Source organism: Streptomyces malaysiensis subsp. malaysiensis (assembly GCF_040653035.1).
Classification (GTDB): domain Bacteria; phylum Actinomycetota; class Actinomycetes; order Streptomycetales; family Streptomycetaceae; genus Streptomyces; species Streptomyces malaysiensis.
Map to the genome: position 1 here is coordinate 92,634 of NZ_JBEZNG010000018.1, position 25,187 is coordinate 117,820.

Sequence of the window (25,187 nt, forward strand, 5' to 3'; positions counted from 1 at the left end):
GCCGGACAGCCTGCGCCCCGAGCCGCGGCGGGGCCGGTCCACCACCCGGCCGCACCGCGCCGACGTGGGCATTCGAGGTAAAATCGGCACCGTCCGCACTAGGAGCGGAGGCATCACATGACCGAGCCAGCCCCCTCCCACGTCGAACACAAGCGGGAAGCCGGCCACCCGGACGTGCCGTGGACGACCCCCTCGCAGGCCGAGGGCGAACGCGACGACGAGCAGGACACCGGCCACCCCGACGTACAGAGGACGACTCCCTCACAGGCCGAAGGGGAACGGGACTGAGCGGATCGGCGGAAGTCGGCCGCGGTTCGAAACGCGACCTGAAGCGGCACGGGGAACTACCCGACCGGCCACCACGGCGCCGCGGACGGTCGACGGCATCTCCGTGCGCTTCCGGCGGAGCGCTTGGGCACCACCCCTCTCGGCACCCGGGCCCGCCACCGGTGATACCCCACCGGCGGGCGGGCCCAGCCATGCGGCCCGGGTCGGGGGCGGCGGCCGGAGGCGGCGGCCGGAGGCGGCGGCCGATCCTCATGTGAGGGGCGGCTATCCTGATCGCGGTATCCCGGGGAGGCTGGATGGCACGCGCGACACGGACGGCCGGGACGAGCGGCACCGGCCCATCGGCGACCCGCCACCACGGCAACCGGCACGGGCGCAGTGAACAGGCCCGGCTGGCGGTGCTGAACGCGGCCGACGATCTGCTGGTCGAGAAGGGCTTCGCGGGCGTCACCATGGAGGGCATCGCCACCCGGGCCGGGGTCGCCAAACAGACCATCTACCGCTGGTGGAGCACCAAGACCGACGTCCTCATGGACGCCTTCCTCCAGGACGTGGCCGAGGACCTGGCCGTACGCGACTCCGGTGACCTCGCCGTGGATCTGCGCGCCTATCTGCGCGACCTGGCCTGGTTCCTCAGCGCGTCCGATTCCGGCGCCGTCTTCAGGGCGCTGATCGCCCAGGCGCAGCACGATCCGGAGTTCGCCCAGGACTTCCGGTCCCGATGCCTCGACCAGCAGCGCCGCCGCGACCGGCGCGCGCTGGAACGGGCCGCGGAGCGCGGGGAGTTGCCGCCCGGTCTGGATCTGGTGGCCGAGGCCGACCAGCTCATGGGGCCCCTCTACTACCGTGTGCTGGTCACCGGCGAGCCCGTCGGCCAGGACTTCACCGACCGGCTCGTCGACGCCTTCCTCCACCGCCACGGGCTGACGGCTCCGGCGACGGACTGACTCCCGGAGGCACCCGGCCGGACGGACTCACCGCCCGGACGACGCCATGCCCGCCGGTGCCGGGAGACCGTCCAGGAACAGGGCCCCGCGAGGAGTGCGGCACTTCCGCGCGGCGCGATGTCCCGCTCACGCGGCTCCGTGTCCAGCGCGGCCAGGGCGGTGGCCCCCTCGGGCGTGGCGGTGCCGCCCGCCTCGAACACGGCATGCGCCCCCGGGGCGCCGGATCAGGAGGGCCGGGGGAAGACCGTGCCGTCGAAGATCTTCCGCGCGGTGCGTACGACGGCCGTTCCCCGTGCCGCGGGCATGGCCCCGCTGTGGTCCACGGCCGTGTCGATGTCCAGGAAGCCGGTGGGGTGTTCGATGCGCAGCCGCTCCCCCCTCGCCGGGAGCCGGGCCACGTCCTCGCCGACGTTTCCCTCGACACACAGCCCGGCGGCGACACTGGCGGCGCCCAGGACGCCGATCGCCGTATGGCAGCGCACCGGGATGAAGGTGCGGGTCATCACGGTGCCACCGTGCGCGGGCGGGGCCAGCAGGCTGAGCTTGGGCACGGTCGTGGCGCTCACATCGCCCAGGCCCATCAACCGGCCCGCCACCCGCCGGATCTCCTGGAGCCGGGCGCCGAGCGACGCGTCCGCCTCCAGCTTTCCGGGGTCCTCATAGCCGGTGACGTTCAGCGCGGACGCGGCGATCAGCACGGTCGGCATGCCGTTGTCCACGCAGGTCACCGGGGTGCCGTCGATGAGGTCGCGGGCGTGGCCGGTGGGCAGCAGAGGGCCGCCGCCCTGCTGGAAGGCGATCACCATCGGGGCGGCGGAACCCGGGACACCCGAGATCTCGGCCGAGCCGGTGTAGTCCACGCGCCGGTCCGGGGTGGGAACGGTCACGGTGGCGTGGTCACCGGTGTTGACCATCCTGATCCGCACCGGTGTCCGCCCGTCCCGGGCGGCCACCAGACCCCGCTCCACGGCGAAGGGGCCGACCCCGGCCAGGAGGTTGCCGCAGTTCTGCCGGTCGGAGACCTCGGCCCGGTCCACACCGATCTGGAGGAACAGATAGTCGACGTCGGTCTCCGGGTCCTGGGAGGCGGAGACGACGGCCACCTTGCTGGTCAGCGGGTGTGCTCCGCCGAGGCCGTCGATCTGCCGCGGATCGGGACTGCCCATGATCCGCAGCAGCAGGTCGTCACGGGCGCCGGGGTCGGACGGCAGGTCCTCCGCGAGGAAGTAGCCGCCCTTGGAGGTGCCACCGCGCATCAGCATGCAGCGCACGCCTTCCGGCCCGCTCATGAGACGGCCCCACCGCGGGCACCTTCGGCGTACTCCGCGTGCTCCGCGTACTCTCCGTATGGCTGGTACCGCACCCCGAGCTGGGCGAGGGTCTCCCGCAACCCGTAGCGGTCCAGGCCCAGTTGGCCCTCGGCGAAGGCGGCCCTGGTCGCCTCCTCCTTCGCCGTGCGCGCCTTGGCCGCCTCGACGGCCGTGGCGGCCGACTCGCGCGGTACGCACATCACCCCGTCGTCGTCGGCGAGGATCACATCGCCGGGGCGTATCCACTGCCCGCCCACCACCACGGGCACATTGACGGATCCGGCCGTGGCCTTGACGGTGCCCTGCGCGCACACGGCGGCGGACCACACGGGGAAGCCCATCGCGCGCAGTTCGGCGGTGTCGCGCACCCCCGCGTCGATGACCAGGCCGCGCACGCCGCGGTGGTGGAGCGCGGTGGCGAAGAGCTCGCCGAACATGCCGTCCGTGGACGGCGATGTGGTGGCGACGACGAGGATGTCGCCCTCGGCGCACTGCTCGACCGCGGCGTGGATCATCAGGTTGTCGCCGGGCCAGCACAGCGCCGTGACCGCGGTCCCCGCGATGCGCACGTCCTGCTGGACGGGGCGCAGCCCGGGGCCGAGGCAGCCGGTGCGGCCCATGGCCTCGTGCACCGTGGCCACGCCGTACCCCCGCAGGGCGTCCACATGCCGGGCCTCGGCACGTGGCGGGCCGGTGACGATCAGACCGCTCGGCCGTGCGGCAGCGGGCAGGTCACCCGCGCTACCGTGCGTCATTGCTGGTATCTCCTTGCTGGACAGGTCGTCGCCCCACCCCGCGGCGCGAACCGCGCGTCATTCGCTCAACGCGTCGATCACACTGGTGAGGTGGGCACGGACGGCCGCTTCGGCCGCCTGTGGGTCCCTGGCCCTGATCGCCTCGATCACGGCCAGGTGTTCACCCAGGGACCGCTGGGCACGCCCCGGCCGCAGCGCGAGCTGGAAGCGATGGCGCACCAGCTGTGCGTTGAGCCGCTCCAGCAGCTCCACCGCCACCTGCTGACCGGAGAACTCCCGGATGCGGGCGTGCAGTTGATGGTTGAGGTCGGAGTAGGTCAGCGGTTCGCCGTCGGCGACCGCCTTGGACATCGCCGTGCCCAGATCGGCCAGTTCGGCCAGTTGCTCCTCGCCGGCCTCGACGGCCGCCTTGGCGGCGCACAGTCCTTCCAGGACCATGCGGCATTCGGTGATGGCCACGGCCTCCTCGACGCTCACCACCCGCACCCGTGAGCCACGGTTGCGGATCCGCTCGACCAGACCCTCGGACGCCAGATCGATCAGCGCCGCGCGGATGCTCGCCCGGGTCACACCGAACTGCTCGGCGAGCTCGTTCTCCACCAGCCGCTGGGCCGGCGCCATCTCCCCGCGCGAAATCGCCTGCCGCAGCTGCTCCAAGGCATGCTGCTTGGCCTGCTCTCCGGTGCCTGGACGAGCTTCGTTCGGCATCGTGTGCCCTCCCTGAGTGAGTGCCTGTCGAAGGTAAATCTAGGCCAACAAGATTGTCAACGATTCTGTTACCCATATTGGCGACATGCAGCTGCCCAGGTTCCCCGCTTCCGGTCCCGTGACAGGGGGTGCCGGGGTTGCTTGAATGGTGCGGCGGTTCCCCCATCGGATCCCGTCGACCGTTGGAGCGTGCCCGTGCCCCTCTCACGTCGTGCTCTCGTCTCCACGCTCCCGGCCGCCGCCCTGGCGGCCATGGCCCTGCCGCTTCGCGCGGCCGCGACCGGTGGGACGGCGGGAGGTCGGGCGACCGGGACGGCTCACACCCGGCTGATCGAGAACACCGTGGCCGCCTTCGCCGGAACACCGGACGTAGGCGCCCGCCCCGAGGTGCGCGCCAAACTCGCGTCCATCGCCACGACCGCCCGCTCCCGCCTCACCGCGATGGACCGCGCCGGGCAGGGCGAGCTCTTCCAGGGCGTCCCACTGGGCACGAGCGATCCCAACCTGGTCACCTCGTACCAGTACCTCTATGAGATCGCCCTCGCCACCCGCACACCGGAAGGCGGCACACCGTCCGGACCGGCCGGTGACACCGGCGTCCAGCGGCGCGTCATCGACGGGCTGATATGGCTCCATGAGCACTACTACGGCGACCAGTCGAAGGGCTACTACGGCAACTGGTTCACCTGGGAGATCGGCATCTCCACCCACGTCAGCAAGACGCTGGCGCTGCTCGCGGACGAACTCGCCGCCTACCGGCCCGAACTCGCCGCCACCTACGTCGCCTCGATGGACGCGTATCTGCGCAACGGCAAGGACGGTGACGTCGACCTCGACTCACGTTTCCACACCGGCGCCAACCTCGCCGACATCACCACCAACCGCGTCCTCCAGGGCGCCGTCCTCGGCGACGACGCCCGGATCACCAAGGCCGTCGCCGACCAGCTGACCGTCCTGGCGACCATCGACCCGTACGACCTCCGGCACGGTGTCACCGACGGCTTCTACGCCGACGGCTCCTTCATCCAGCACGCCTCCGTGGCCTATACCGGCTCCTACGGCAGGGGGCTGCTCACCCGCGTCGTGCAGACCATCAAGATGCTCGACGGCACCGGCTATACGGCAGATGACCGGCTGGTGCGAGTCGCCCAGGGGTGGGTGGTGGACGGCTTCGCACCGCTGATCTTCGAGGGCTGGCTGATGGAGATCGTCAAGGGGCGCGGGGTGTCCCGGCCGGCGACGGGGTACGCCGATACGGCCGAGGTGGTGGAGGCCGTGGTGGGCCTCTCCGCCCACGCCACCGGCGCCGACGCCACGGCGCTGAAGGGCTATGTGGCGTATCTGCGGCAGACCTCGAAGGCCACGCTCGACCCCTCGGCCTTCGTGTCCCCGGTGAGCATCGCGGCTTACGCCGACATCCTCGCCGACGCCTCGATCCCGGCCCGGGACCTCGGGCCCGCCGAGCGCCATGTCGCGTTCAACGCCATGGACAGAACCGTCCACCGGCGCCCCGGCTACGCCTTCGCCCTGGCCCGGAGCTCGTCCAGGATCAGCCGGTACGAGTACATGAGCGGCGAGAACCTGATGCCCTGGTTCCAGGGGGACGGCGCCCACCATCTGTATCTGTCCGGCCAGGACCAGACCCAGGCGTTCGGCATCGACTACCTCACCACCGTCCCGCCCCACCGCCTCGCCGGTGTCACCGCGCCGGTGGAGACCCGCCACACCGTCCCCGAGCTGTACGGCACGCTCTGGTACGACAACCCCGAGCGCGGCTTCACCTCCTCGTCGGAGGCGCAGAACACCTATGTCTACTTCCCCCGGAGCACCCACCCGTTCTCCGGTGGCGCCGCCCTGGGCCCGTACGGTGTGGCGGGGTTCGTCCAGTCCGACGATGTGGCGTACGCGGCGAAGCAGTCGGGCGGCCTCCCCGACGACTTCGTGGTGTACCGCGACGCCGATGCCACCAAGTCGTGGTTCCTGTTCGACGACGAGATCGTGGTACTGGCCGCGGGCGTCGGCGACACCGCCGGCCGCGCGGTGACGACGACCCTCGACACCCGGATCGCCGCCCCCTCGGACACCCTCGCCCTCACCGGGCGGCTGCGCGGCGGCGCCCCCTGGTCCGGCACCGGCACGGCCCCGCTCGAATGGCTGCGGTACGCCAATGCCACGCGGGCCGCCTCGGTCGGATATGTCTTCCTCGACGGGCCACCGCCCACCGTCACGCTCGACACCGTCACCCGCAGCCGCCGCGCCGTGCGCCTGTCCAACCCCGACCTCCCGGTGACCAAACAGCTCTTCGCCGTCACCGTGGAGCGTTCGGCCGGCGCGCCGCACACCTCGATGGCGTACGCCCTCGTCCCCAACGCCACCGAACACCAACTGGCCGCCTACGCCCGCCGTCCGCTCACCGTCCTGGCCAACACCACCCGGCTCCAGGCCGTGGTCCACCGGGACCTGCGCATCACCGCGCTCAACGCCTTCACCCCCGGCACCCACCGCGCCGGGCGGCTATGGGTGCGCGGGCCCGGCTCGGTGCTGCTGCGGGAGAGGCAGGACGGCACCGTGGCGATAGCGGTGTCCGATCCGACCACCGAACGCGACACGGTCCCGGTGGTCATCCGGGGGCGGAGGATGCGGGCCGTGGCGGCGGACGACGGCGTCCGGGTGGGCCGGGTCCCCGGGGGCACCCGGATCGTCGTCACCACCCGCCATGCCTACGGCCGCAGCTTCACCGCTACGCTGCGCTGATCTGCGAGGTCCGCAGGTGCTGGGCGCCCGCGCGGACCGCCCACCCGAACACGGCGAGCGCCAGGACACCCACCACCAGGGTGTCGTACGGCGCCGGGAGGCGAGCGGAACCGCCGAAGGTGCCCAGCCACGACAGCGCGGTCAGCGCGGCCAGATGGACGACCAGCCAGGCGCCACGCCGCAGCTCCACCCCCAGGGAGGCGCCTCCATCCGCACGGCGCTGAAACAGGAACAGCACCGCGCCCAGCAGCACGAACGGCAGGGCGAGCCGCAGATCGTGCCAGCCCGACCAGTAGACGAACTCGGTGGCCACCACGAAGCTCAGCGGTGCGATCCAGCGCACCCCCGGCACCTGGCCCTCGGCCAGAGCCACTCCCCGCTCCCGGTCATGTGCCCGGAACACCGCGACGGCGACCGCCGAGGCCGCGTAGATCAGCAAATACATATCGCCCATCACACTCACGATGTCCTGCCAGCCGCCGAAGGGCAGCATGAAGACGACGATGACCGCGAGGTTGAGCAGCAACGCCCGGCGCGCCACCCCGGACCGGGGGTGGATGCGCATGAAGACGCGGGGCAGCAGACCGTTCTTGGCCAGGGCGTATGTATGGCGGGCGTCGATGGCCACGCCCACGTACGCCGATCCGCCCGGTGAGATCACGGCGTCGGCGTAGAGCAGCGTGGCCAGCCAGTGGAGATTGAGCACCAGGGCGAGCTGCCCGAAGGGCGACTCGAAGTCGACTCCCTTCCAGCCGTGGCCCAGCAGCGCATCGGGCACCGTGAAGAGGAAGGCCAGCTGGAGCCCGAGGTAGACCAGCACGGCGAGGCCGATGCCGGTGAGCACCGCGGCCGGTACGTTACGGCGCGGGTTGCGGGCCTCCCCGGAGAAGTCGAGCGGGGCCTGGAAGCCGTTGACGGAGTACACGATGCCGCCACCGGCGAGCGCGGTCAGGCAGGCCGCGTAGCCGTACGGTGCGAAACCGCCGTGCTCGGTGAGGCGTCCGGAGTGGGTACCGGACAGGAACAGCGCGACGATCGTGACGATGGGCACGATGACCTTGAACACCGAGATCAGATTGTTCAGCCGGGCGAATATCCGCACGGCGAACCAGTTGCACGCCGTCAGCACGACACTCAGCGCGACGGCCACGGCGAGGCCCGGGACGGTCAGGGTGCCACCGCTGTAGAGCCCCGGCAGATAGTGCGCGGCGTACTGCATGATCGCGCTGATCTCGGCCGCCGTACCGCCCACCGAGAGCAGCACCGACCAGCCGATCATCGTGCCGACCAGCCGTCCGCTGGCGTACAGCGGCCAGCGCACGGTGCCGCCGCCCTCCGGGCGGGTGGCGCCGAGCTCCACCATGACCAGGGCGATCAGGGCGCACAGCACACCCGCCGCGATCCAGGACAGCAGGGCGGCGGGCCCCGCGGTCTGCGCGGCGTACATGGCCGCGAACAGCCACCCGGACCCCAGAATGTTGGAGAACCCGATCGCGGTCAGGGCCCAGAATCCGAGGTCCTTGTGGAGTCGTCGCTCCTCCGCGAGCACCGCCGGTGCGGCGATGGACTCCGGGGGGTCGTTCTGCGGCACGGTGACTCGTCTCCTCGGTGGCGCGTGAGCAGGTGGTGCGTGAACAGACAGTGCGTGAACGTACGAAAACCCCAGCGTGCCATGCGTGCGGACGGGGTCCGTCGACCCGCCCCGGAGCTCGGTAAGGGCCCCTGCGCGGCGATCGACGGAAAAACACCCCTCACCAGAGAGAAATCGCCAGATATCGGCCGGGGGCGTGTTCTCATGCTTCAGGTGTCCCCTCCCTCCCCTCCTTCCCGCCGTGCTGTGCTGCGGTCCGCGAGCGGTGTCGTGGCGGCCACGACCTGCGGTGTCGGCTGCGGCCACCCCGCCGACCCCGCGTCGTCCAGACCGGCCGGTCCCACCGATGCGCCCTCCTCCGGTGTGGCCTCGGACCGGGCCACGCCCGCCGGACACGCGCCGCGCGGACCGGCGCGCTTCCCCGGACTGCCACCACAGATCACCCACGGGCCGCGCGGTGGCGGCGCGGTGGCCCTCACCTTCCACGGCCAGGGCGACCCGGAGCTCGCCCGCTCGCTGTTGTCCGAGGCCGAGCGGGCCGGGGCCCGGGTCACCGTCCTCGCGGTCGGCACCTGGCTCGACGAGCGCCCGGAGATGGCCCGGCGGATCCTGGACGGCGGCCATGAGCTGGGCAACCACACCATGCGGCACCGCGCCGTGTGCGCACTGCCCGCCGACGAGGCGTACGCGGAGATCACCGAGTGCGCGGACCGGCTGCGCCGCCTCACCGGGACCATCGGCAGCTGGTTCCGGCCGTCCCAGGCCCGTACCGCCACCGATCTCGTGACGCGCCTGGCGGACCGCGCCGGATATCCGCACGTCCTCTCCTACGACGTGGACTCCCTCGACTTCCAGGACCCGGGGCCCGACGCGGTGCGGGACGCGGTCCTCGGCCAGGTCCGCGCCGGTTCCGTGGTAAGTCTGCACTTCGGCCACACCGGGACCCTGACCGCGCTTCCCGCGGTCCTCGACGGGCTGCGCCGGCGCGGGCTGCGCACGGTCACCACGACGGAGCTGATGCACTCCGATGGCGTAGCAGCGACGGCGGGCCCGGGGACGCGTACCGAGACTGGGTGAGACTCCGGGCGCCCGCCCGTGGTGTTGCCCGTACGGGAGCGGAGGAGACCCCATGCCCCAGCGCAAGGATCTGGGACTGCTCGCACTGCGCCTCGGCGTGGGCGGGGTCCTGGTCGCACACGGCACGCAGAAGCTCTTCGGCTGGTTCGGCGGCGACGGGCTGGCCCGCACCGGCGAGAGCATGGAGGCGATGGGCTTCCGCCCGGGGCGGACCAGTGGCCTGGCGGCCGGGCTGGGCGAGGCGGGCGGCGGGCTGCTGCTCGCGCTCGGCTTCGCCACTCCCGTGGCCGGGGCGGCGGCCGCGGGGACGATGGCGGGCGCGGTCTCGGTGCACGCCCCGGCCGGGTTCTTCGCCACGTCCGGCGGTTATGAGTTCACGGCCCTGCTCGGTTGCTCGGCGGCGGCGCTCGGTATCTCGGGGCCCGGCCGCTACTCCATCGATCACCTCACCTGCCATGTGCTGGACCGGCCCTGGCTGATCGCGGCGGCGTTCACCACGAGCGCGCTGGCGGCGGCCGGGGTCATCAAGCGCCGGTTGGCGGTGACCGCGGAGCGCGAACTCGTCGACGAGGAGGAACTGCTCGAGTAGGGACCGCCCACTCCGCTCCCCCCCTCGCGTCACCTGTACAGCAGGGGACGTACGGTGTGCGGGGGTCACACCCGTGCACACGCAACCGCAGCCGCCCAAGGTCGAATGGGCATGGTGGTATCAGCGGGTCCGTACGCCCACCGGACGCTCAGGGACATCGGCCACAATGTGCCCCAGGAGGCTGAGAGGCCACGGGACGCCACGTCCGAAGGGGGCAGGGGATGGCGGAGTTCGAGGTGGCCACCGGCGCCGCGGAGGTCCCCGACGGCGGCGACGGCCGGGGCCGCCTGGCCGCGGTACGGACCGCCTTCGAGGGGCTGCTCCAGATCCGCCGGCTGATGAACACCGACGCCGCCGACCCCGGAGGTGTGCCCGCCGAGTGGGAGCGGCGTCAGCCGGTGCGGGCCGTGGCCATCGCCCTGGAGGCGGCAGGTGTTCCGCCGTCGGCCATGGACACGGAGGGCCACCGCACGGCGACCGGCTACTGCCTGGGCGCGGCGGAGCGTCCCGGGGTGGTGCGGGTCGAGTGGCTTGGGCCGCCGGGGAGTGGCGCCGGGTACGCGGCGGAGGACGCGCTGCGGAACTGTGCGGCCGTGCTGCGCCGGCTGGGCTGGGAGGCGCTGGAGTACCGGGGCCCGCGCCGCCACCGTTACCTCGAGGTCGAGCCGCCCCCGGCCGGACCTCCCCGGCGCTGACCGGGCCGACGGGCGGACCCCGGCCCCGGGAGGCGGGGGCGGTGCCAACCGCTTCGCCTCCCGGGGGCGTTTCTCACGCGTTGGGGTCGAAGGGGATCTCGGACGGCTTGGCCCCCGCGAGGTGTGAGTTGAACGCGCTGTCCTTGAGACCGAAGTTGGCGCTGCCGAAGTCGGCCTGGCTCAGCTTGTCGCGCAGCCCGGCGGGGTAGCCGTTCCAGCCGACCAGCGCGGGGTACTGCCAGGTGTGGTAGTGGTTCTCCGGCGGCTCGTCGTTGGTGTTCGCCGGGCGGAAGCAGTGCGTGCTCAGGCCGTCCTTGTGGTACACGACCTTGGGGTGGGTCCCGTCCCAGAGGATCTGGTCACGGGGGTAGATGTTGAACTTGCCGTGGGCCGAGGTGGCGACGTACTTGGCCTCGTTGTCCTGCACCCACACCACGACGTGCTCCCAGTCGTGGCGGTGTCCGCCGAGACCGCTCCCGGCCACGGCCTGGTCCTTCTCGAAGTACAGGCCGTAGATGATCGCGCACCAGCCGTTGTTGCACTTGGAGCGGGCGTACCCGTTGGTGTTGTCGAGGTCCCAGGAGTCACGGCACTGGCCGTTGAGGGCCCCGCTGGGGTTGAGCCCGCCCGCGATCGTGCCGTCGGGGCCGATGGCGGGCGTGGGGTAGCAGCCGTCGGTGTCGTAGTCGAACGCCGGCTGGAACGTCTGCTCCGTGCCGTCCGCGTTGGCGGGCAGCGCCGTGGGCGGGTCGGCGAGCGCACTGCCGGGAAAGGCCACGACCAGGGCGATGGCGCTGCCGAGGATGGCGGACACTCTGCGGATCCGCGAACTCTTCTTCACTGCGTCCTCCTGAACGACCACGGCGTGGCTCCACACCGGGGTGGGGGGTTGGCATGCTCAGGTCAGCATGATCGCATTCCTTGGACGGCGGCGGGAGATGTCGCCGTGATGAAGAGTCAGCCAACAGCTATAGCAGGTGAGATGGGGTGGCAACAGGAGGGGAGCGGGCACCGGGCGCGGGACTCGGCGGATCCGCGGCCGGTTTCGGGTGAAATACTCGGCGCCGACCGCGGGCAGCGTTTCCGCGGGGCGTCACGCCCGCTACCGTCTCGCAGGCCCGGGAGAGATTCGCATGGACCGTATCCAGGCACGTCCCACCAGCTGTTGTGCGCCGTCGCGCGGCGGCGGCCCGGCGGTCACCGCCCCCTCGGCCGCGGCGCGGACCGGCCACCACGACGCGGACATGGTGCCGCTGCCGGGCGGGACCTTCCTGATGGGCGCCGAGGACGCGGAGGGTTTCCCCGCCGATGGCGAGGGGCCGGTCCGGGAGGTGACCGTCGCCGCGTTCCGGATCGATGTGCACGCGGTGACGAACGAGCGGTTCGCCCGTTTCGTACGCGAGACCGGCCATGTCACCGAGGCCGAACGGTTCGGCTGGTCGTATGTGTTCGCCGGGTTCCTGCCCGCGGCACTGCGCAAGGGCGCGCCACGCCCCGAGGGGACGCCGTGGTGGTGCGGGGTCGAGGGGGCCACATGGCGGGCGCCGGAGGGGCCGGGCAGTGATGTCGGCGAGCGGGGCCGCCACCCGGTGGTCCACATCTCCTGGAACGACGCGGTGGCGTACTGCCGTTGGGCCGGGGCCCGGCTGCCCACCGAGGCCGAGTGGGAGTACGCCGCCCGCGGCGGGCTGGTGGGGCGCCGGTATCCGTGGGGCGATGAGCTGACCCCCGGCGGTGTGCACCGCTGCAACATCTGGCAGGGGCGTTTCCCCGTCAAGAACACGGCCGAGGACGGCTATCGGGGGACGGCCCCGGTGGACGCCTTCGAGCCCAATGGGTTCGGTCTGTACAACGTGTCGGGGAATGTGTGGGAGTGGTGTACCGACTGGTGGTCCACCGACCACACCGACCGGCCGCGCACCGACCCCAGCGGCCCGGCCACCGGCATCGGCAAGGTGATGCGCGGCGGCTCCTATCTGTGCCATCAGTCGTACTGCAACCGCTACCGCGTGGCCGCCCGCACCTCCAACACCCCCGACAGCTCCACCGGCAACCTCGGCTTCCGCTGCGTCCGCGACGTCTGAACCCTCTTTTTTCCGGGGTGTTGACGTAATAGATCGGCGTGCGCATGCTGGTCGGCATGCACCCCCATCAGGACGGCCCCCTGGCCCGGCTGCGGCGGGGACACGAAGACTTGGTACTGGAGCTGTTGCGCAAACACGGCCCGCTCAGCCGGGCCGAACTGGGGCAGCACAGCGGGCTCTCCCGCACCACCCTCAGCGATATCGTCACCGAGCTGATCGAGAGCGGCGCCGTGGTGGCCACGGCGCCCGGAACGGCCCCGCGCAGACGGGGCCGGCCGGTGGAGGCGCTGACGCTCAACCCCAGCGCGGGCCAGGCCATCGGCATCGACTTCGCCCGCCGGGCGGTGCATGTCTCCGCGGTCAATGTCGCCCATGAGGTGATCGGGTCGGCCAGTGAACCGCATGACCCGGGACTGCCCTGGGAGGAGCGGATCGCCCTGGCCGAGCGGCTGGTCGGCACACTCGCCGACGGCGCCCTGCGGCTGGGCGCGCTGAACGCCATCGGGGTGGGCGTGGTCGGCCCGGTCGGCGATCCGGACTCGGGGCCCGCGCAACCCTGGCCGTCCACCGATCTGCCCGCCCTGCTGCGCAAGCGTTTCCAGGCCCCGGTGCTGGTGGACAACAACACCCGGCTCGCCGCGCTCGCCGAGGCGACCTGGGGCGCGGCGGCGGGCGGCCGGGATGTGCTGTATCTGCGGCTGTCGCACGGTGTGGGCGGCGGGCTGGTGGTGGCGGGCGCCCTGCACCGCGGGGCGTACGGGCTGTCCGGCGAGTTCGGGCATATCGCGGTCGAGTCGGGCGACGGACGATGTTCGTGCGGCGCCACCGGCTGCCTGGAGACGGTGGCCTCGGTGGGCGCCGTGCTCGCCGCCTACCGCCGCGCGGGCGGACTCGCGGACGGTCTGGCCGAGCTCCTCGGGGCGCTGGAGGCCGGCGACCCGGTGGCGCTGCGCACGCTGGAGGCGGCCGGCACCCATATCGGCACCGTACTGGCGGCGGTGTGCAACGCGGTCGGCCCCGGGGTGATCGTGCTCGGCGGCGAACTCGCCACGGCCGGCACACCACTCTTCGAACCGGTCGGACGAGCGCTGCGCGCACACATCATGCCGATCTCACGGGACCGTGTGGACCTCAGGCCCGCGACGCTCGGCGAAGCCGGTGGCGCCCTGGGCGGTATCGCCCTCGTCCTGCATGAATCCCCCCTGCTCAGCCATTACCCGGCCGCTCCGGGCTGACCCCGGCCCGGCCCCGGGCCGAAGAGGAGGACCCATGAACTCCGCGAGGCGTCCATGACGGTGGTCACCGCGCCCGAGAAGACCCCCACCACACCGGAAGCGCCACGCGGCGCACGACGTACCGTCCGCCCCCTCGTGTTCAATCTGATCGCCCTCGTCCTGGGCGTCGCCCTCTGGGCGCTGACCGCCGCCGCGGGGCTCGCGGACATCCCCGGACCGCTCTCGGTGAGCTCCAGGGCGCGGGAACTGCTCTCCGACGGAACCCTCGCCCAGGACGCGCTGGCCAGCCTGCGGCGGGTGCTCCTCGGGTTCGCGCTCGGCACCCTGGTCGCCGTGCCCGTCGGCTTTCTGATGGGCTGGTATCCGGTGGCCCGGGGGCTGCTGGAGCCGTACGTCCAGTTCTTCCGCACGATCCCGCCGCTGGCGCTGATCCCCCTGGTGATCGTGTTGATGGGCATCGGCGAAACACCGAAGGTCTTCGTCATCTTCCTGGCGGCGTTCATGTCCTGTGTGGTGGCCGCCTTCCAGGGGGTGACCGGCGTGGACCGGACGCTGATCGACGCGGCGCGGGTCCTGGGCGCCTCGGACCGGACCGTCTTCCTCAAGGTGGTCATCCCGGCGTCCACCCCGTTCATCCTGGTCGGCATGCGCATCGGGCTCGGCGCGGCCTGGGCGACCGTGGTGGCGGCCGAGATGATCGGCGCCCAGAAGGGGCTGGGCTTCGAGATGGTCCACGCCCAGACCTACTACGACGTGCCCACGATCTTCGTGGGTCTGATCAGCATCGGTGTCATCGGCCTGGTCATGGACCGGCTGTTGCTGCTGGCCGAACGCCGTCTCACCGCGTGGCAGGAGCGTCGATGAGCCCCAAGATCTCTTTCCGGGACGTGGTCAAGACCTACCCGATGAAGAACACCACCTTCACCGCCCTCGGCCAGGTCTCACTGGACATCGGGGACCGGGAGTTCGTCGCGGTCGTCGGGCCGTCCGGCTGCGGCAAGTCCACCTTGCTGAGCATGGTGGCCGGACTGGTGCAGCCCACCTCCGGCACGGTCACGGTGGACGGCGCGCCCGTCGCCGGACCCGGCCCGGACCGTGGGGTGATCTTCCAGCAGTACGCCCTGTTCCCCTGGCTGACGGTGCGCGGCAATGTCGAGTTCGGGCTGAAGCTGGCACATGTCCCCGCCGCGGAGCGCAGGCGGCGCGCCGACCACGCCATCGAGCTGGTGGGGCTGGCCGACTTCGCCGACGCCCTGCCCAAGACCCTCTCCGGAGGGATGAAACAGCGCTGCGCCATCGCCCGGGCCTACGCCGTGGACCCCGAAGTCCTGCTGATGGACGAGCCGTTCGGGGCGCTGGACGCGCTGACCCGGGTGCAGTTGCAGGACCAGCTGCTGGACACCTGGACTCAGGAGCGGCGCACCGTCCTGTTCATCACGCACGACGTCGACGAGGCGGTGTATCTGGCCGGGCGGGTGGTCGTGATGGCCGCCAGGCCCGGCCGGATCCACCGGGTCATCGAGGTGGACCTGCCCTATCCGCGGACCGAGGAGATACGGCTCTCCGCGGAGTTCGCCCGGATCCGCAACGACGTCTGGACCCACGTCTACCACCAGTCACCGGCCGGCTCCGCCGCCTGACCTCACCCCCCTCACTCCCCCATCCCACCCCATTCCGAAGGGACCCACCCGAGATGAGGATGAGCCGACGCGACTTCATATACACACTCTCCGCGACCGGAGCGGCGCTTTCGGTAGCGGCGTGTTCCTCCTCCGGCAGCGGCGGCGGCTCCGCGGTCAGGTTCGGCTATATCGCCGACTACAACGGCGCGAGCCTGCTGGCGATCGCCGAGGAGCGTGGCCTGTGGAAGAAACACGGCCTGACCGCCGAGCCCAAGGTGTTCGTCAACGGCCCGGTCCAGATCCAGGCCCTGCGCACCGGCAATCTGGACTACGGCTACATCGGGCCGGGAGCCCTGTGGCTGCCCGCCTCCGGCAAGGCCACCATCGTGGCCATCAATACGCTCACCTACGCCGACCGGGTCATCGCCAGACCCGGTATCACCTCGATCCGGGGTCTGCGGGGCAAGAAGGTCGGCGTCCCCGAGGGCACCTCCGGTGAGATGGCGCTCAACCTCGCGCTCCAGCGGGCCGGGATGACCATGAAGGACATCTCGAAGGTGGCGATGGACGCGCCCACCGTGGTCTCCGCGTTCGCCTCCGGGCAGATCGACGGCGCCGGGATCTGGTACCCCCTCATCGACACCATCAAGGGGAAGGTGCCGGGGATGAGGGAGGTGGCGAGCACCGAGGACTTCTCCGGTTCCGCCTTCCCCACCGCGTTCGTCTCCGCGGCCAAGGGCAAGCCGGAGCGCGACCGGAAGGTGGTGGCGGTCCTCCAGGAGGCCAACGACTGGCGGGCCGCGCACCCCGAGGAGTCCATCGCGCTGGCGGCGAAGCTGCTGGGGGCCGATGAGGCGAAGGTGGCGGCGGACGCGGAGCATGTGAAGACGATGACGACCGCCGAACTCGTCGCCGGCACCAAGGACGGCACCGTCGACAAGTGGCTGGACGGCATGAGCCGCTTCTTCGTCCGGACCGGGCAGCTGCAAAAGTCGCCCGCCGTGTCCACGTTCTACGCCGGTGACCTCTACACGAAGGCGGCCGCCCGATGAACCTGCTGTTCCTGATGACCGATCAGCACCGCGTCGACACCCTCGGCTGTTACGGCAATCCGCAGGTGGCCACGCCGAACCTCGACCGGCTGGCGGCGACCGGGACCCGCTTCGACCGGTTCTACACCCCCACCGCCATCTGCACCCCGGCCCGCGCCAGTCTGCTCACCGGACAGGCGCCCTTCCGCCACCGGCTGCTGGCCAACTACGAGCGCAACGTGGGCTATCTGGAGGATCTGCGGGAGGACGCCTTCGCCTTCCCCGGCGCCCTGGCCGAACGTGACTACCAGCTCGGCCTGGTCGGCAAGTGGCATGTCGGCACCCATCGCAACGCGGCCTCGTACGGCTTCGACGGACCCGATCTGCCGGGCTGGCACAACCCCGTGGACCATCCGGACTACGCGGCGTACCTGAAGGAGCGTGGCCTGCCGCCGTACCGGATATCCGATCCCATCCGCGGCACCACCCCCAACGGCAATCCGGGCAATCTGCTGGCGGCGCGGCTGCACCAGCCCGTGGAGGCCACCTTCGAGCACTATCTGGCCACCCGCGCCATCGAGCAGCTGGAGCGCTACGCCACGACCGGTCGGCCGTTCTTCCTCGCCACCCACTTCTTCGGACCGCATCTGCCGTATCTGCTGCCCGACGCGTACTTCGACGCCTACGACCCCGACCTGGTGGAGCTGCCCGCCTCGATCGCCGAGACCTTCGAGGGAAAGCCACCGGTGCAGCGCAACTACAGCGCCCACTGGACCTTCGACACCATCCCCATCGAGGTGACCCGCAAGCTGATCGCGGTCTACTGGGGCTATGTCACGCTGATCGACGAGCAGATCGGGCGCATCCTCACCCGCCTCGACGAGCTCGGACTGGCCGATGACACCTCGGTGTTCTTCACCGCCGACCACGGCGAGTTCACCGGCGCCCACCGGCTGCACGACAAGGGCCCGGCGATGTACGAGGACATCTACCGCATCCCCGGCATCATCCGGATCCCCGGCGCGGCCCCGCAGGTCCGCCAGGAGTTCGTCAGCCTCACCGACTGCACGGCCACCATCCTGGACCTCGCGGGCTGCGACACCTCACCCGCCGTGGACAGCAGGAGCCTGGTGCCGCTGGTGCGGGGCGAACATCCGCGGTGGCCGGGCGAGTTGCTCGCCGAGTTCCACGGCCACCACTTCCCGTATCCGCAGCGGATGATCCGCGACGAACGCCACAAGCTCATCGTCAACCCCGAGTCGGTCAACGAGCTCTACGACCTGGACACCGACCCCCATGAGCTGGCCAACCGGTATGAACACCCCGAGCTGCTGCCCGTGCGCCGCCGTCTCATGCGCCGTCTGTACGAGCTGCTGCGGGAGCGCGGCGACAACTTCTACCACTGGATGACCCCGATGTTCGACATCGGGGACCTCGACTACGACCCGAGCCTGAGCTCCTTCGAGCCGGAAGGGACCGCGTAGATGAGACGAAGCCCGAGACGAAACCCCGGCACTTTCATCCCCGCGCTGCTGTGCGCACTGCTGGCCGGGCTGCTGCCCGCGGCCCAGGCGACCGCCGCCGCGCGCCCGGCCCGCGAGGCACCGGCACGGCCCACCCCCACGACGCCCCACGAGGCGCCGACGTATCACAACCCCCTGACGGCCGGAGTGGTCGACACCTTCCCCGACCCGGTGATGATCCGCGGCAAGGACGGCCTGTGGTACGCGTACGGCACCCAGAACCCGGTGTTCCAGAGCGGGGGCGAGGACGGTGAGCGGATGCTGCCCATCCTCCGCTCGGCCGACCTGGCGCACTGGGAGTACGCCGGTGAGGTCTTCACCCCGGAGACCAAACCCGCCTGGCACAAGGGCGCCCGGCTGTGGGCCCCCGACATCCGCTATGTGGACGGCCACTACACCCTCTACTACTCGGTGTCCGCCGAGAACACCGTCGGAGTGGCGACCGCGCCCACCCCCATCGGTCCCTGGACCGACCGGGGAGCCGTGCTGCCCTCGCCGAGCGGCTGCGCCACCGGCAACATCGACCAGGCCCAGTTCACGGACGAGGGCGGGCAGCCCTATCTCTACTGGGGCAGCTACGACACGATCTGCGTCGCGAAGATGAACACCGCCCGCACCCGCATCGAGGGCGCGGTGACCGAAGTGGGGCAGGGCCGCCGGATGGAGGGCGGGTTCGTCGTCCGGCGCGGTGGCCACTACTACCTCTTCTACTCCGACGCGGGATGCTGCGACGGCGCCTACAGCGGCTATCAGGTCAAGGTCGGCCGGGCGACCAGCCCGACCGGGCCGTTCGTGGACGACGAGGGCATCCCGCTGACGGCCGCCACCAGCAAGGGCGGTGTGGTGCTCACCGCCAACGGCAACGGCTGGATCGGCCCCGGCCACAACGCCCTCCAGACCGATCTGTCCGGTCAGGACTGGCTCGTCTACCACGCCATCTCCTCCGACGACCCGGACTTGAAACCGGCCGCGGGCGGCACGCTGAAGCTGTCCAAGCGGCCGATGCTGATGGACCGGCTGGACTGGATCGACGGCTGGCCGGTCGTACGGGCCGGGGCCGGCCCCTCCCAGGGCGCGCGGCGGGCCCCGGTGGCCTCCTGGGCCGCGGGCGGCACGTTCAACGACGGTTCGCTGAAGGGCTGGCACGGCGGTGGCGGCTCCGGCACCGGCGGCTGGGGTGTCGAACATGAGCCGGACGCTCAGGGCTTCGTCGCACCGCGCGGGAATCCCACCGGCCCCGTCCACCTGGTCTCGGACCGGTCCGCCCCGGCGGCCCGGCGTGCCGAGGCCGATCTGCGGGTCACCTCGGCCACCGGTGCGGCCGGGCTGCTCGCCGAGTACACCGGCCCGGACGACTTCGTGGTCGCGTGGCTGGACAGGGAGCGCAACGCACTGGTGACGGACGTGCGGATCGACGGCCACGGCCGCGGCATCCGTACGACCCCGCTCCCACCGGACTTCGCCTGGGACACCTGGCACAACGTGGCGGCCGAGATACGCGGCACCCGGATGACCGTGGAGGTGAGCGCGGACCGGCTGCGGGACGCGGTGGCCACCCAGGAGCGGGCGCTGCCCGCGGCGGCGGTCCGCCCCGGCAAGGTCGGCGTCGCCGCCCGTGGCACCGGGGTGGCCGCCGACAACGTGGGGGCCGCGGCGCTGCACACACCGGTCACCACCCGTGTCCCCGAGCGTGTGCCGGGTCCGCTGCTGCCCGACTACAGCGATGACTTCGACACCGCCACCGTCCCCGGCACCACCGCGGATTCGCCGTGGTCATGGGTGCGCGGACCGGCGTCCGGGGTCACGATGGCCGAGGGCGCCCTCTCCTGGCCGACCCAGGGCGCCGAGCTCTACCTCGGCACCAATACCGCGTCGGTGCTGACCCGGGACGCTCCCCCGGGCGACTACACCGTGGAGACCAGGCTCCGCTTCGCCCCGGGGCGGGCCAATCAGCAGGCCGGGCTGGTGCTGTACGGGAACGACGACCGCTACCTCAAGCTGGTGCACGCGGTGCTCCCGGTGAGCCACACAGATGGGAAGGCGACGCATGTCACCGAGTTCGCGAAGGAGGGCGAGCGGCCCACCACCACACCGCCGACCCCGGTGGCCTACGGGCCGATGTTCGGCGGCCCGCCCGCGGACACGCTGTGGATGCGGCTGTCGTACCACGCCGACACCACGCGGAACGAGACCGAGGTGTGCGCCGCCACCAGCACGGACGGTGTGCGCTGGACGCACACCGGCGTCTGGACCCTGCCGACCGTGAGCAGGCTCAGGATCGGCCTGGTGGCGCAGAACACCGCGGGCGCGATCGCGCGGTTCGACTATGTGCGCACCTATCGCGGCTGAGGCTTCCACGTGGCCCCCGTCCTATCCTGATCGTCGTTGTTGACGTGAGGACGGGGGCCGCTTCGGCGGCCGGAGAAGGTGAGAGAGCGTGGCCAAGCCTGTACGTGCGGCGATCGGGGACAACTGGATCACATGTGTGTTCTGCAAGGGCGACCTTTTCCGGGATCGCGAGGTGAAGCTCAACAGCACCGGCATGGAGTTGCTCAAGTTCGGCTGGGCCAACGAGTCGGCCACCGGGTTGATCTGCTGGAACTGCGGCTTTGTGCACCTTTTCGCCAACCGGGACATCGAACTGTACAAGGTCAAGAAGGGCGAGATCTAGCCACCCGCACCGGCGGCCGCGCGAGGTCACGGCAAAAGTTGCTGCGCGGGATCTTTACAACGATGTAAACCGGTGATGGCATACCCCTGCCCGGTCGAATCCCCTGCTCCCCCGGAGATCCCATGGCACAGCCCGGCGTGGCCTCGCCCGAAGTCTCGAACGCCGTTCCACGACCCGAATATCCCCGCCCCAACTTCGTCCGTGAAGAGTGGCTCAATCTCAACGGCAGCTGGCAGTTCGCCTTCGACCCCGGTGACAGCGGGCTCGAGCGCGGTCTGGTGCACCAGGAGCTGGACGAGCGGATCCTGGTCCCGTTCTGCCCCGAGTCCGAGCTGTCGGGGATCGGGGACACCGACTTCCACCCCGCCGTCTGGTACCGGCGCACGGTCCGGATACCGGCGGACTGGGCCGGCCGGCGGGTGCTGCTGCACTTCGGGGCCGTCGACCACGATGCCACCGTCTGGGCCGACGGCCGCGAAGTGGCCCGGCACAGCGGCGGCTTCACCTCCTTCACCGCCGACCTCGGCGAGGTGCCGGGCGCGGCGGGCGGCGACGCGAAGGTGGTGATCGTCGTACGGGCCCGGGACGCCCGGCACGGCCCCCAGGCGCGCGGCAAGCAGGCCACCGAGTACGCCAACAGCGACTGCCACTACACCCGCGCCACCGGCATCTGGCAGACGGTGTGGATGGAGCCGGTGTCAGAGGTCCATCTGCACCGGCCCCGGATCACCCCCGACCTGGCGTCCGGGGCCTTCCACCTGGAGCTGCCGCTCAGCGCCAACCGCCCGGGCCACCGGATCACGGCCCGGGTGAGCGACGCGGACGGCGAGACGGTGGCCGAGGCGACCGTGCGCGCCGACCTCGGCATGGCACCCCGCATGGTGCTCACGCTGCCCGAGGACCGGCGCCGGCCGTGGTGTCCGGAGGACCCCCATCTGTACCGGGTGCGGATCGAGCTGCTGGACGGCGGCGGCGCGGCCGTGGACCGCGCCGAGTGCACCGCCGGGCTGCGCTCGGTGGCCATCGACGGCAAGCGGCTGCTGCTCAACGGCCGCCCCGTCTTCCAGCGGCTCGTCCTCGACCAGGGCTGGTACCCCGACGGGCTGATGACCGCTCCCGACGACGCCGCCCTGGTCCGGGACATCGAGCTGTCGCTGGCCGCGGGGTTCAACGGGGCGCGGCTGCACCAGAAGGTGTTCGAGGAGCGCTTCCTGCACCACGCGGACCGGCTCGGCTATCTCGTCTGGGGCGAGTTCGGCGACTGGGGAGCCAATACGGGGCGCACCGCCTCGGACAACCAGCGGCCCACCGCCGGTTTCATCGCCCAGTGGCTGGAGGCCGTGGAGCGGGACTACTCCCATCCGTCGATCGTGGGCTGGTGTCCGCTCAACGAGACACACCAGGAACTCCACGACCGGCAGACGGTCCTGGACGATGTCACCCGGGGGATGTTCCTGGCCACCAAGGCCGCCGACACCTCCCGGCCGGTCCTGGACGCGTCCGGCTACTCCCATCGCGTGGCCGAGACCGATGTGTACGACTCGCACAGCTATGAGCAGGACCCGGAGGCGTTCCGCCGCCAGATGGCGGGGCTGGACAAGAACGAGCCGTTCATCAACCCCGACGACCAGGGAAACCCCGACAAGAAGGACACCGACGCGGTGTGGTCGCTGCCGTACCGCGGCCAGCCCTACTTCTGTAGCGAGTTCGGCGGCATCTGGTGGAATCCGGAGGAGGCGGATGCCGCGGCCGGTGACGACCGCGAGGTGTCCTGGGGCTACGGGCAGCGGCCGCGGACCGAGGAGGAGTTCCAGACGCGGTTCGCGGGGCTGACCGGGGCGCTGCTCGACGACCCGCTGATGTTCGGCTACTGCTACACCCAGCTCACCGATGTCTTCCAGGAGCAGAACGGGGTCTACCGCTTCGACCGGAGCCGCAAGCTGGACGTGGAGCGGCTGCGCGCGGCCCAGCAGCGCCCCGCCGCGTTCGAGCGGCCGGCCGGTGAGGAGGGGCGATGAGCGGACTGTCACGGCGTGGTCTGCTGAGAGGCGCGGTGTACGGGGCGGGGTCCGCGGCGTTGGCATCCGCGCTCAGCGGCTGCGGTTCGATCGCCGGAAGCGTGGCGAGCGCGGACGAGATCCAGTACTGGACCCTCTTCACCGGCCCCGACGGCGAGCTGATGAAGACCATGACGCGGAACGTGGAGAAGCGCGTCCCGGATCTGAAGGTCAGGACGACGGTGCTGGACTGGGGCCCGCCGTACTACACCAAGCTGGCGATGGCCTCGGCCGGCGGCCGCTCGCCGGATGTGGCGATCATGCATCTGACCCGGCTGGCGGGCTATGCCCCGGGCGGTCTGCTCGACCCCTGGGACCTGGATCTGCTGGCCGAGTTCGGGCTGAAACAGGAGGACCTCAACAAGACGCTGGTCAAACGGAGTCTGTACCAGGGCGACCCGTATGCCATTCCGCTGGACACCCACCCCTTCGTGGTCTTCTTCGACCGGGACGTCATGGACAAGGCGGGTCTCCTCACGGGCGACGGGCGGCTGGTGCCCTTCGAATCGCCGAAGCACGCCCTGGAGCTGATGGACAAGCTCCGCAAGGACAGCGGCAAGCTGGGGCCCGTCTTCGGCCACGCCAACGACGCGGCGATGGGCTGGCGGATGTTCTGGACGCTGTTCAGCCAGACCGGCGCCACCTTCGACCTCACGGGCGAACGGGCCGAGATCGACGAGGACACCGCCGTCGAGGTGGTGCGCTTCATGGCCGACCTGGCGCGCGACAGCCGCACCATGGACGTCTCGACGGCCATCGCCGCCTTCGCCAACGGCCGGTCGCCGATGATCTTCTCGGGCGAGTGGGACATGGCCACCTACAAGGCGGCCCTGAAGGACAGGCTGGGCGGCTCTCCCATCCCCACCTTCTACGACCGTCCGGCGGGCGCGTCGGACAGCCACGCCCTGGTGCTGCCGCACCAGGACAACCCGGATCCGGAGCACCGGCGGCGCACCCACCAGTTCGTGGCCGAGCTGGTCCGGTCCGGGCTGACCTGGGCCTCGGCGGGTCATATCCCCGCGTACACCCCGGCCGTCTCATCCGCCGCCTACGCCAAGCTGCGTCCGCAGTCGGAGTACGCGGACGCCGCCAAGCAGCTCGTACTCGACCCGCCGGTGTGGTTCGCGGGCTCCGGCTCGGACTTCCAGACCCGGATGTGCCAGGCGCTCGATCCCGCGCTCGGCGGTTCGTCGTCCGCCCAGAGCGCGGTGCGCACGATGGTCTCCCAGATCAACACCCTGCTGGCCCAGCCGAATCCGGCCTGATCGCGCGGAATCGCAATGGAAAGGAGCGATGTCATGGCTTCCGTCTCCACCCCCGCGCGGCAGGCCGCGACCGGATCCCGGCGCGCCGGATTCCGCCGGGCGACCGCCACGGACCGGCGCCGGTCCCCGGGCGGCGCGGGGTGGCTCTTCGCCACCCCCTTCCTGGTGTTCTTCACCCTCTTCCTCATCGTGCCGATCGGCATCGGCCTGTGGATGAGCTTCACCGACGCCAGTCTGACCGGGCACGGTGACAACGCCTTCGTCGGACTGGACAACTACACCGAGGCGTTCGGCGACAGCCAGGTGTGGCAGACCCTCGGCAACACGGTCTGGTTCACCGTTCTGACCACCGTCCCCCTCGTGGTCATCGCCCTGGTGATGGCCCTGCTGGTGTACACGGGGATGCCGGGGCAGTGGCTGTGGCGGCTGGCCTTCTTCGCCTCGCATCTGCTGCCGGTCGCGGTGGTCTACCAGATCTGGAGCATGCTGTTCCAGCCGGACCGCGGGATGCTCAACAGCCTGCTGGGGATCTTCGGCATCGATGGGATCGCCTGGCTGACGGACGAGAAGTACGCGATGTGGTCCATCGCGCTGGTGACCCTGTGGTGGACGGTGGGGTTCAACTTCCTGCTCTACCTGGCCGCGCTCCAGGCGATCCCCGACCATCTCTACGAGGCCGCCGCGCTCGACGGCGCCGGTGCGTGGCGCCGGCTGTGGTCGGTCACACTGCCCCAGCTGCGCCGGACCACCGCGCTGATCGCGGTGTTGCAGCTGATGGCCTCGCTGAAGGTGTTCGACCAGATCTATCTGCTGACCAAGGGCGGCCCGAACGGGGCCACCCGGCCGATCCTTGAGTACATCTACGACACCGGCTTCACCAACTACCGGCTCGGCTACGCCTCGGCGGTGTCGTATGTGTTCTTCGGGCTCATCATCATCCTCTCGATCGCACAGCTGAAGATCTTCTCGCGCAGGGAGGACTGAT

At 71.1% G+C, this 25,187-nt stretch carries 22 protein-coding genes; 17 read left to right on the forward strand and 5 right to left on the reverse strand.

What is annotated here, in order from left to right; translation table 11 throughout:
- Positions 1 to 117: 117 nt before the first annotated feature.
- Entirely contained in the window at positions 118 to 288 is a 171-nt protein-coding gene (locus AB0E24_RS30135; RefSeq protein ID WP_158525863.1) for a hypothetical protein, read from the forward strand.
- A 296-nt stretch (positions 289 to 584) separates the two neighbouring features.
- The gene (locus AB0E24_RS30140; RefSeq protein WP_079256330.1) at positions 585 to 1,235 is read left to right on the forward strand and encodes a TetR/AcrR family transcriptional regulator; all 651 of its coding nucleotides are present in this window, start codon (positions 585 to 587) and stop codon (positions 1,233 to 1,235) included.
- Positions 1,236 to 1,459: 224 nt separating this feature from the next.
- On the opposite strand, the gene AB0E24_RS30145 is transcribed toward AB0E24_RS30140, so the two are convergent.
- From AB0E24_RS30145 to AB0E24_RS30155, 3 genes are read right to left on the reverse strand one after another with little or no spacing between them, the layout of a single operon-like run.
- On the reverse strand, positions 1,460 to 2,524 hold the full coding sequence (locus AB0E24_RS30145) for a 4-oxalomesaconate tautomerase (RefSeq protein ID WP_359381676.1): 1,065 nt from the start codon (positions 2,522 to 2,524) through the stop codon (positions 1,460 to 1,462).
- Positions 2,521 to 3,300 carry a 4-carboxy-4-hydroxy-2-oxoadipate aldolase/oxaloacetate decarboxylase gene (locus AB0E24_RS30150; RefSeq protein WP_359381679.1) on the reverse strand — a complete coding sequence of 260 codons (780 nt, stop codon included), beginning with the start codon at positions 3,298 to 3,300 and terminating at the stop codon, positions 2,521 to 2,523. Before AB0E24_RS30150 ends, AB0E24_RS30145 begins: the two co-directional genes overlap by 4 nt.
- A 57-nt stretch (positions 3,301 to 3,357) precedes the next feature.
- The gene (locus AB0E24_RS30155) at positions 3,358 to 4,008 is read right to left on the reverse strand and encodes a GntR family transcriptional regulator (RefSeq protein WP_069867692.1); all 651 of its coding nucleotides are present in this window, start codon (positions 4,006 to 4,008) and stop codon (positions 3,358 to 3,360) included.
- Positions 4,009 to 4,203: 195 nt separating this feature from the next.
- Here AB0E24_RS30155 and AB0E24_RS30160 point away from each other — a divergent pair, with 195 nt between their 5' ends.
- Positions 4,204 to 6,762, forward strand: coding sequence for a polysaccharide lyase family 8 super-sandwich domain-containing protein (locus AB0E24_RS30160; RefSeq protein WP_359381683.1), 2,559 nt, complete (start codon positions 4,204 to 4,206; stop codon positions 6,760 to 6,762).
- On the opposite strand, the gene AB0E24_RS30165 is transcribed toward AB0E24_RS30160, so the two are convergent.
- Complete coding sequence (locus AB0E24_RS30165; protein WP_359381686.1) at positions 6,749 to 8,353, reverse strand: APC family permease; 1,605 nt, start codon at positions 8,351 to 8,353, stop codon at positions 6,749 to 6,751. The genes AB0E24_RS30160 and AB0E24_RS30165 overlap by 14 nt on opposite strands.
- A 204-nt stretch (positions 8,354 to 8,557) precedes the next feature.
- Here AB0E24_RS30165 and AB0E24_RS30170 point away from each other — a divergent pair, with 204 nt between their 5' ends.
- The 3 genes from AB0E24_RS30170 (at position 8,558) to AB0E24_RS30180 (ending at position 10,714) form a co-directional block, all read left to right on the forward strand.
- A complete protein-coding gene (locus AB0E24_RS30170) occupies positions 8,558 to 9,430 on the forward strand; it encodes a polysaccharide deacetylase family protein (RefSeq protein ID WP_435865338.1) in 873 nt (290 codons plus the stop codon).
- Between the two features lie 52 nt (positions 9,431 to 9,482).
- Positions 9,483 to 10,019 (forward strand): DoxX family protein, encoded by a 537-nt coding sequence (locus tag AB0E24_RS30175; RefSeq protein WP_069867688.1) that lies wholly within the window; start codon positions 9,483 to 9,485, stop codon positions 10,017 to 10,019.
- 221 nt (positions 10,020 to 10,240) lie between these two features.
- On the forward strand, positions 10,241 to 10,714 hold the full coding sequence (locus AB0E24_RS30180; RefSeq protein WP_100808253.1) for a hypothetical protein: 474 nt from the start codon (positions 10,241 to 10,243) through the stop codon (positions 10,712 to 10,714).
- A 73-nt stretch (positions 10,715 to 10,787) separates the two neighbouring features.
- Here AB0E24_RS30180 and AB0E24_RS30185 read toward each other — a convergent pair whose 3' ends face one another.
- Positions 10,788 to 11,555 carry an NPP1 family protein gene (locus AB0E24_RS30185; RefSeq protein ID WP_069867686.1) on the reverse strand — a complete coding sequence of 256 codons (768 nt, stop codon included), beginning with the start codon at positions 11,553 to 11,555 and terminating at the stop codon, positions 10,788 to 10,790.
- Positions 11,556 to 11,847: 292 nt separating this feature from the next.
- Here AB0E24_RS30185 and AB0E24_RS30190 point away from each other — a divergent pair, with 292 nt between their 5' ends.
- The 11 genes from AB0E24_RS30190 to AB0E24_RS30240 all read left to right on the forward strand — a co-directional run bounded on the left by AB0E24_RS30190 (position 11,848) and on the right by AB0E24_RS30240 (position 25,186).
- The gene (locus AB0E24_RS30190) at positions 11,848 to 12,798 is read left to right on the forward strand and encodes a formylglycine-generating enzyme family protein (protein ID WP_435865339.1); all 951 of its coding nucleotides are present in this window, start codon (positions 11,848 to 11,850) and stop codon (positions 12,796 to 12,798) included.
- Positions 12,799 to 12,842: 44 nt separating this feature from the next.
- On the forward strand, positions 12,843 to 14,033 hold the full coding sequence (locus AB0E24_RS30195; RefSeq protein WP_359381832.1) for an ROK family transcriptional regulator: 1,191 nt from the start codon (positions 12,843 to 12,845) through the stop codon (positions 14,031 to 14,033).
- A 54-nt stretch (positions 14,034 to 14,087) separates the two neighbouring features.
- Positions 14,088 to 14,897: an ABC transporter permease gene (locus AB0E24_RS30200; RefSeq protein WP_069867684.1), complete on the forward strand. Its 810-nt coding sequence runs from the start codon at positions 14,088 to 14,090 to the stop codon at positions 14,895 to 14,897.
- The gene (locus AB0E24_RS30205; RefSeq protein ID WP_079256339.1) at positions 14,894 to 15,673 is read left to right on the forward strand and encodes an ABC transporter ATP-binding protein; all 780 of its coding nucleotides are present in this window, start codon (positions 14,894 to 14,896) and stop codon (positions 15,671 to 15,673) included. The genes AB0E24_RS30200 and AB0E24_RS30205 overlap by 4 nt, the downstream gene beginning before the upstream one ends.
- 53 nt (positions 15,674 to 15,726) lie before the next feature.
- The gene (locus AB0E24_RS30210) at positions 15,727 to 16,707 is read left to right on the forward strand and encodes an aliphatic sulfonate ABC transporter substrate-binding protein (protein WP_093699961.1); all 981 of its coding nucleotides are present in this window, start codon (positions 15,727 to 15,729) and stop codon (positions 16,705 to 16,707) included.
- Positions 16,704 to 18,170, forward strand: a complete 1,467-nt coding sequence (locus AB0E24_RS30215) for a sulfatase family protein (protein WP_359381696.1) — start codon at positions 16,704 to 16,706, stop codon at positions 18,168 to 18,170. Before AB0E24_RS30210 ends, AB0E24_RS30215 begins: the two co-directional genes overlap by 4 nt.
- Positions 18,171 to 20,558 (forward strand): glycoside hydrolase family 43 protein, encoded by a 2,388-nt coding sequence (locus AB0E24_RS30220; protein WP_359381699.1) that lies wholly within the window; start codon positions 18,171 to 18,173, stop codon positions 20,556 to 20,558.
- A gap of 88 nt (positions 20,559 to 20,646) precedes the next feature.
- Positions 20,647 to 20,880: a hypothetical protein gene (locus tag AB0E24_RS30225; protein ID WP_069867679.1), complete on the forward strand. Its 234-nt coding sequence runs from the start codon at positions 20,647 to 20,649 to the stop codon at positions 20,878 to 20,880.
- Positions 20,881 to 21,002: 122 nt separating this feature from the next.
- Positions 21,003 to 22,898: a glycoside hydrolase family 2 protein gene (locus AB0E24_RS30230; protein WP_359381702.1), complete on the forward strand. Its 1,896-nt coding sequence runs from the start codon at positions 21,003 to 21,005 to the stop codon at positions 22,896 to 22,898.
- Positions 22,895 to 24,202: an extracellular solute-binding protein gene (locus AB0E24_RS30235; protein ID WP_102933598.1), complete on the forward strand. Its 1,308-nt coding sequence runs from the start codon at positions 22,895 to 22,897 to the stop codon at positions 24,200 to 24,202. Before AB0E24_RS30230 ends, AB0E24_RS30235 begins: the two co-directional genes overlap by 4 nt.
- A gap of 33 nt (positions 24,203 to 24,235) precedes the next feature.
- Complete coding sequence (locus tag AB0E24_RS30240; RefSeq protein ID WP_069867676.1) at positions 24,236 to 25,186, forward strand: carbohydrate ABC transporter permease; 951 nt, start codon at positions 24,236 to 24,238, stop codon at positions 25,184 to 25,186.
- Position 25,187: the final 1 nt, after the last annotated feature.

What these genes read in the sequence shown, in the direction of transcription:
- AB0E24_RS30190 (WP_435865339.1), top strand. Translation starts at nt 11,848, where the DNA reads ATGGACCGTATCCAGGCACGTCCCACCAGCTGTTGTGCGCCGTCGCGC.
- AB0E24_RS30175 (WP_069867688.1), top strand. Translation starts at nt 9,483, where the DNA reads ATGCCCCAGCGCAAGGATCTGGGACTGCTCGCACTGCGCCTCGGCGTG.
- AB0E24_RS30235 (WP_102933598.1), top strand. Translation starts at nt 22,895, where the DNA reads ATGAGCGGACTGTCACGGCGTGGTCTGCTGAGAGGCGCGGTGTACGGG.
- AB0E24_RS30145 (WP_359381676.1), bottom strand. Translation starts at nt 2,524, where the DNA reads ATGAGCGGGCCGGAAGGCGTGCGCTGCATGCTGATGCGCGGTGGCACC.
- AB0E24_RS30155 (WP_069867692.1), bottom strand. Translation starts at nt 4,008, where the DNA reads ATGCCGAACGAAGCTCGTCCAGGCACCGGAGAGCAGGCCAAGCAGCAT.
- AB0E24_RS30230 (WP_359381702.1), top strand. Translation starts at nt 21,003, where the DNA reads ATGGCACAGCCCGGCGTGGCCTCGCCCGAAGTCTCGAACGCCGTTCCA.
- AB0E24_RS30180 (WP_100808253.1), top strand. Translation starts at nt 10,241, where the DNA reads ATGGCGGAGTTCGAGGTGGCCACCGGCGCCGCGGAGGTCCCCGACGGC.
- AB0E24_RS30135 (WP_158525863.1), top strand. Translation starts at nt 118, where the DNA reads ATGACCGAGCCAGCCCCCTCCCACGTCGAACACAAGCGGGAAGCCGGC.
- AB0E24_RS30170 (WP_435865338.1), top strand. Translation starts at nt 8,558, where the DNA reads ATGCTTCAGGTGTCCCCTCCCTCCCCTCCTTCCCGCCGTGCTGTGCTG.
- AB0E24_RS30195 (WP_359381832.1), top strand. Translation starts at nt 12,843, where the DNA reads ATGCTGGTCGGCATGCACCCCCATCAGGACGGCCCCCTGGCCCGGCTG.
- AB0E24_RS30220 (WP_359381699.1), top strand. Translation starts at nt 18,171, where the DNA reads ATGAGACGAAGCCCGAGACGAAACCCCGGCACTTTCATCCCCGCGCTG.
- AB0E24_RS30210 (WP_093699961.1), top strand. Translation starts at nt 15,727, where the DNA reads ATGAGGATGAGCCGACGCGACTTCATATACACACTCTCCGCGACCGGA.
- AB0E24_RS30200 (WP_069867684.1), top strand. Translation starts at nt 14,088, where the DNA reads ATGACGGTGGTCACCGCGCCCGAGAAGACCCCCACCACACCGGAAGCG.
- AB0E24_RS30215 (WP_359381696.1), top strand. Translation starts at nt 16,704, where the DNA reads ATGAACCTGCTGTTCCTGATGACCGATCAGCACCGCGTCGACACCCTC.
- AB0E24_RS30205 (WP_079256339.1), top strand. Translation starts at nt 14,894, where the DNA reads ATGAGCCCCAAGATCTCTTTCCGGGACGTGGTCAAGACCTACCCGATG.
- AB0E24_RS30240 (WP_069867676.1), top strand. Translation starts at nt 24,236, where the DNA reads ATGGCTTCCGTCTCCACCCCCGCGCGGCAGGCCGCGACCGGATCCCGG.
- AB0E24_RS30150 (WP_359381679.1), bottom strand. Translation starts at nt 3,300, where the DNA reads ATGACGCACGGTAGCGCGGGTGACCTGCCCGCTGCCGCACGGCCGAGC.
- AB0E24_RS30140 (WP_079256330.1), top strand. Translation starts at nt 585, where the DNA reads ATGGCACGCGCGACACGGACGGCCGGGACGAGCGGCACCGGCCCATCG.